Origin of the sequence: uncultured Enorma sp., from assembly GCA_905210055.1 — a bacterium.
In the GTDB taxonomy this organism is placed as follows: Bacteria; Actinomycetota; Coriobacteriia; order Coriobacteriales; family Coriobacteriaceae; genus Enorma.
The window spans coordinates 1-4,365 of the sequence record CAJLVH010000151.1 but is presented as its reverse complement, the minus strand read 5'-3'; the positions used below and the strand labels follow the sequence as shown (position 1 = coordinate 4,365).

The following is a 4,365-nucleotide window of genomic DNA, read 5'->3' as shown; positions in this document are numbered from 1 at the left end:
TGCGCTGCGCCAGGCCCTCGGCGATGGCGGTCTTGCCGACGCCGGGCTCGCCTATGAGGCAGGGGTTGTTCTTCTGCCTGCGGTTGAGTATCTGTATGACGCGCTCGAGCTCCTCCTCGCGGCCTATCATGGCGTCGAGCTTGCCCTCGCGCGCCCTGTCCGTCAGGTTTATGCAGTAGTTGTCGAGGAACTTCTTCTTCCCTCTCGGCGGGGCCTGCTGCGCGCCCGGCTGCTGCGGAGCCTGGCCTGCCTGCGCCTGAGCCTCAGGCTGGCTTGGCTCGATTGAAATGCGCGGCGATGAGCCCGTGTTCTCGCTTGCCGGGACGTTGTCGGGGAGCTGCATGTTCTTATCGTCCATAGCGGTCTTCTCCTTCGCTATCATGTTCAACCTGTTCGTACGGGTTGTACCCCGCACGATGCACGGCTTGGATTCAGACCTTAATCTTCAGTCTTTTTTAATGGTATCGCACCGGATGGCAAAACGCGCCGAGGCAGTCCGCTGAAACAAAAGAAGGGCGGGCATGCGACCCGCCCCACAAGCTATTCTTTGAAGAGGTACCCCACACCGCGCACCGTGGTGATGTGCGCTGCGATCTGCGGCCCCACCTTCGAGCGGATGCGTCGAATGTGAACGTCGACGGTACGCGTACCACCGCAGTACTCGAAGCCCCACACGCGATGCAACAGCACCTCGCGCGAGTAAGCGCGGTTGGGATGCGTCGCCAAGAACGAGAGCAGCGAGTACTCCATGAGCGTGAGGTCGACGGGCTCATCGTCGAGATACACCTGGTAGGTCGCCAGGTTGATGACGAGGTTGTCGATGTGCAGCACGTCATCGACGGCGAAGGTGTCCTCGTCACCCAGCAGGCGCCGCGCGCGCACCTCGAGTTCCACGTCGCTCGCCCCCGAGCTGATGAAATCGGACCGCGAGTGCGCCGGCAAGCGCAATCCGGGAAGCGTCTCCTCATCGGCGATGACGAGGATGGGGATGCTACCGCGGCCTTCGAGCCACTTAACGATTTGCTCGATGCGATCGTTGCGAATGCCGTCGGCATCAAGCACGAGCAGGTCGAAATCGTGCGCCGCCGTGGGAGAATCCGGCGTGGCGAGGCTCACCTCCACACCAAGCGGCTGTGTGAGCGTGCAGACGAACTCATGGAAACGCGTCGTACGCGCCATGAACAAAATGCACTTCTCGGCCATGTAGCACCTCCTTCGTTCTATCAATCATACCGTATGCTGGGGCTTTCCGCAGGTTTCATCGCGCACGAACAACAAGCTCGCAAACTATCTGCGAAAAAGCGCCAGCATCGATTAGGCATCGGCGAAATAATGCTTAAGCTCCCATTCCGTGACCGTCGAGGCGAATTTGCGCCACTCGCTGCGCTTGCGCTTGAGGAAGTACGCATGGATGTGCTCGCCGAGCGCATCCTTCATGAACTGCGAATCCTCGAAGTAGTCGAGCGCCTCGTCGAGGCTGGACGGCAGGCGCACGAAGCCGGCTTCGGCGAGCGCGCGCTCCCCACCCGCGATGAGCTCGGGCGTAGGCTCGGGGGGCAGCTCGAGTTTGCGCTCGATGCCGTCGAGGCCGGCGGCGAGCGTCACGGCGTTCACGAGGTAGGGGTTCGACATGGCGTCGGGCGTGCGAAGCTCGATGCGCGTCGAGAGCTGCTTGCCCGGCTTGTAGATGGGCACGCGGATCATCGCGGAGCGGTTGCGCAGCCCCCACATGGCGTACGCGGGACCGTCGTTCGACGTGCCGCCACCCAAGCGCTTGTAGGAGTTCACCGTGGGGTTCGTGATGGCCGAGATCTCCTGCGCGTGCGCGAGGATGCCCGCCATATAGTGCTTCGCGACGTCCGAAAGATGGTAGGTGGTATCCTCCGACCCCCAGAAGACGTTGTTGCCCTCGCGGTCGAAGAGCGACTGGTGGAGGAACATCGCGCTCGACGGCGCCCCAGCAATGGGCTTCGGCATGAACGATGCGTGAATATCTGAGCTGAATGCCTCGAGCTTGATGATGTACTTCGCCGTCATGATGGCGTCCGACGTGGTGAGCGCCTCGGCGTGGCGGAGCGAGATCCCGTGCTGCGAGCCGCCGCTCGAATGGAAGGTGTACTCGACTGGGATGCTCATCTTCTCGAGCATGAGCACGGTGTCGCGGCGCAGATCACGCGCGGAGTCCGACGGCGTGAGGTCGAAATAGCCGGCCTCGTCCAAAGGCCTGGGCGTGTGATCGTCGGGGAAATGGTAGTACTCGATCTCCGGGCCGACGTTCATGATGAAGCCCGCGGCCTCGGCACGATGGAACATGCGGCGCATGCACGCGCGCGGGTCGCCCTCGAACGACGTGCGGTCGGGCTTCTTGATGTCGCAGAACACACGGGCGACGCCGTCTTTCGACGGACGCCACGGCAGCACCTGAAACGTCGAGGGATCCGGGAAGGCGAGCATGTCGGCCTCTTCGGGAGCGGTGAAGCCCTCGATGGACGAGCCGTCGAAGCCGATGCCTTCTTCGAATGCGACCTCGAGGTCCTCGGGGCTGATCGCGAAGCTCTTGAGACGGCCGAGCACGTCGGTGAACCACAGGCGCACGAAGCGGATGTCGCGCTCCTCGACGGTGCGGAGGACGAAATCGATGTTCTGCTGCTTATCCATGGGAACCCCCTTGAGAGAAACGGCAGCTACAGTTTCCAGCTGCGTATTGTCTCACAGCATTGTTTCGGCGGGGTTTCCTAAGGCGCGAGGGCGGAGCGGGCTTTGTGGCAACTCCTATTTCACGCCGCGGCGAAGGTCTTCGGCAACCTTGTCGATGCCCTTGCACGCGGGACAATTTGCCTGCTTGCGCGGGCTGCAATGCGAACTGCAGTGTCCGTTGCACGTACCCGCCTCCGAGCAGTCGGCACAGGTGCCCTTTCGCTTGATGCGCACGCACACGGCGACGAACGCCACCGCGATGAGCGCCAAGATGATGATATCGGCAAGACCCATGGTGGCCTCTTTCTTTCATAGTGACGGCGCGGGCGACTCGGGTGTGCCCCGCCCATCAGCCCCTGGGGTTATTGTAGATCGTACAATCACGACGGCATCGCCGACGGCAAAGACGGATGCGAACAACACCCGTGGCCATGCTCTGCGGCATGCCCGCGCCGGACTCGCGCTGCGCCCGGTGGCGCCCACACCCGCACCGAGCTCACGACTGTTATCAACATGAAGTGCGGCCGGGGCACGAGAGGGGATGCGCCCCGGCCGCCAAGAGGAGAGACGTTGATTCCGCCTTATGCCGCAGCGGCAGCGGAAGCCGGCTTGGGCGCGACATCGTCATCCCACGCCCACTTCGGCATAGGCCGGAAGAGCTGGAACAACATGGCGGCGATGAGCGCGAACGCCACGACCGTCCAGATGCCGAACTGCCCGAGCGCGATGAGATTGTAGAGCTGGTTGATAATGAGCCCCACGACCCACGCGAACACGCACTCGTACCCGATGGCGATCGCCGTCCACCTGCCGGAGTTCATCTGCGCGCGAATGGTGCCCATAGCGGCAAAGCAGGGAGCGCACAAGAGGTTGAACGCACCGAACGCGGCGATGGCTCCCATCGAGGGGAACATGCCGGCGAATGCCGCCCACAGGCTCGGATCGGTCTCGGTGCCGTCGGCGATATGGAGCAGCGAACTCGCAGTCGCGACGACGTTCTCCTTGGCCACGAGGCCGGTGATGGACATGGCCGTTGCCTGCCAGGAGTCGAAGCCGAGCGGCGCGAAGATGAACGCGATGGCGCCGCCCACCATGGCGAGCACGGAGTAGTCGGTGAACTCCTCGAGGCCGCCGGTGATCTCGGGCAGGAAGCCGAAGGCACCCTCGTAGATACCGAAGTTCGAGAGGAACCACACCACGATGGTCGACGCGAAGATAATCGTGAACGCCTTCTTGATGTACGCGGAAACACGCTCCCACACATGCAGCGCCCACGAGCGGATCGACGGGAAGTGGTAGCTCGGCAGCTCCATGACGAACGGCGTGGGACGGCCGGCGAAGAGCTTCGTCTTCTTGAGCATGATGCCCGAGACGATCACCGCGACGACGCCCAGGAAGTAGAAGAGCGGGCTGATCCACGCGGCCTCGGCCGTACCCACCATGGCGCCCATGAGCAGGGCGATGATGGGAAGCTTCGCGCCGCAGGGGATGAACGTCGTGGTCATGACCGTCATGCGGCGGTCTTTTTCGTTCTCGATGGTCTTGGTGGCAAGCACGCCGGGCACGCCGCAGCCCGTAGACACAAGCATGGGGATGAAGCTCTTGCCCGAGAGGCCGAAGCGGCGAAACACGCGATCCATCACGAAGGCGACGCGCGCCATGTAGCCG

The 4,365-nt window shown here is 63.0% G+C and carries 4 protein-coding genes and 1 pseudogene; all 5 read right to left on the bottom strand.

All coding sequences use genetic code 11. The features are described from left to right. A pseudogene (locus QZ079_RS09490) lies at positions 1-193 on the bottom strand (hypothetical protein); the annotation flags it as partial. A 347-nt stretch (positions 194-540) separates the two neighbouring features. Further along, positions 541-1,203: a response regulator transcription factor gene (locus QZ079_RS08275; protein WP_291289684.1), complete on the bottom strand. Its 663-nt coding sequence runs from the start codon at positions 1,201-1,203 to the stop codon at positions 541-543. 111 nt (positions 1,204-1,314) lie between these two features. Then, positions 1,315-2,658: a glutamine synthetase family protein gene (locus tag QZ079_RS08270; RefSeq protein ID WP_297037399.1), complete on the bottom strand. Its 1,344-nt coding sequence runs from the start codon at positions 2,656-2,658 to the stop codon at positions 1,315-1,317. Between the two features lie 114 nt (positions 2,659-2,772). Continuing rightward, on the bottom strand, positions 2,773-2,991 hold the full coding sequence (locus QZ079_RS08265) for a hypothetical protein (RefSeq protein ID WP_297037398.1): 219 nt from the start codon (positions 2,989-2,991) through the stop codon (positions 2,773-2,775). A gap of 287 nt (positions 2,992-3,278) precedes the next feature. Beyond that, the coding region (locus tag QZ079_RS08260; RefSeq protein WP_297037396.1) for a ferrous iron transporter B at positions 3,279-4,365 on the bottom strand (1,087 nt) is incomplete at its 5' end.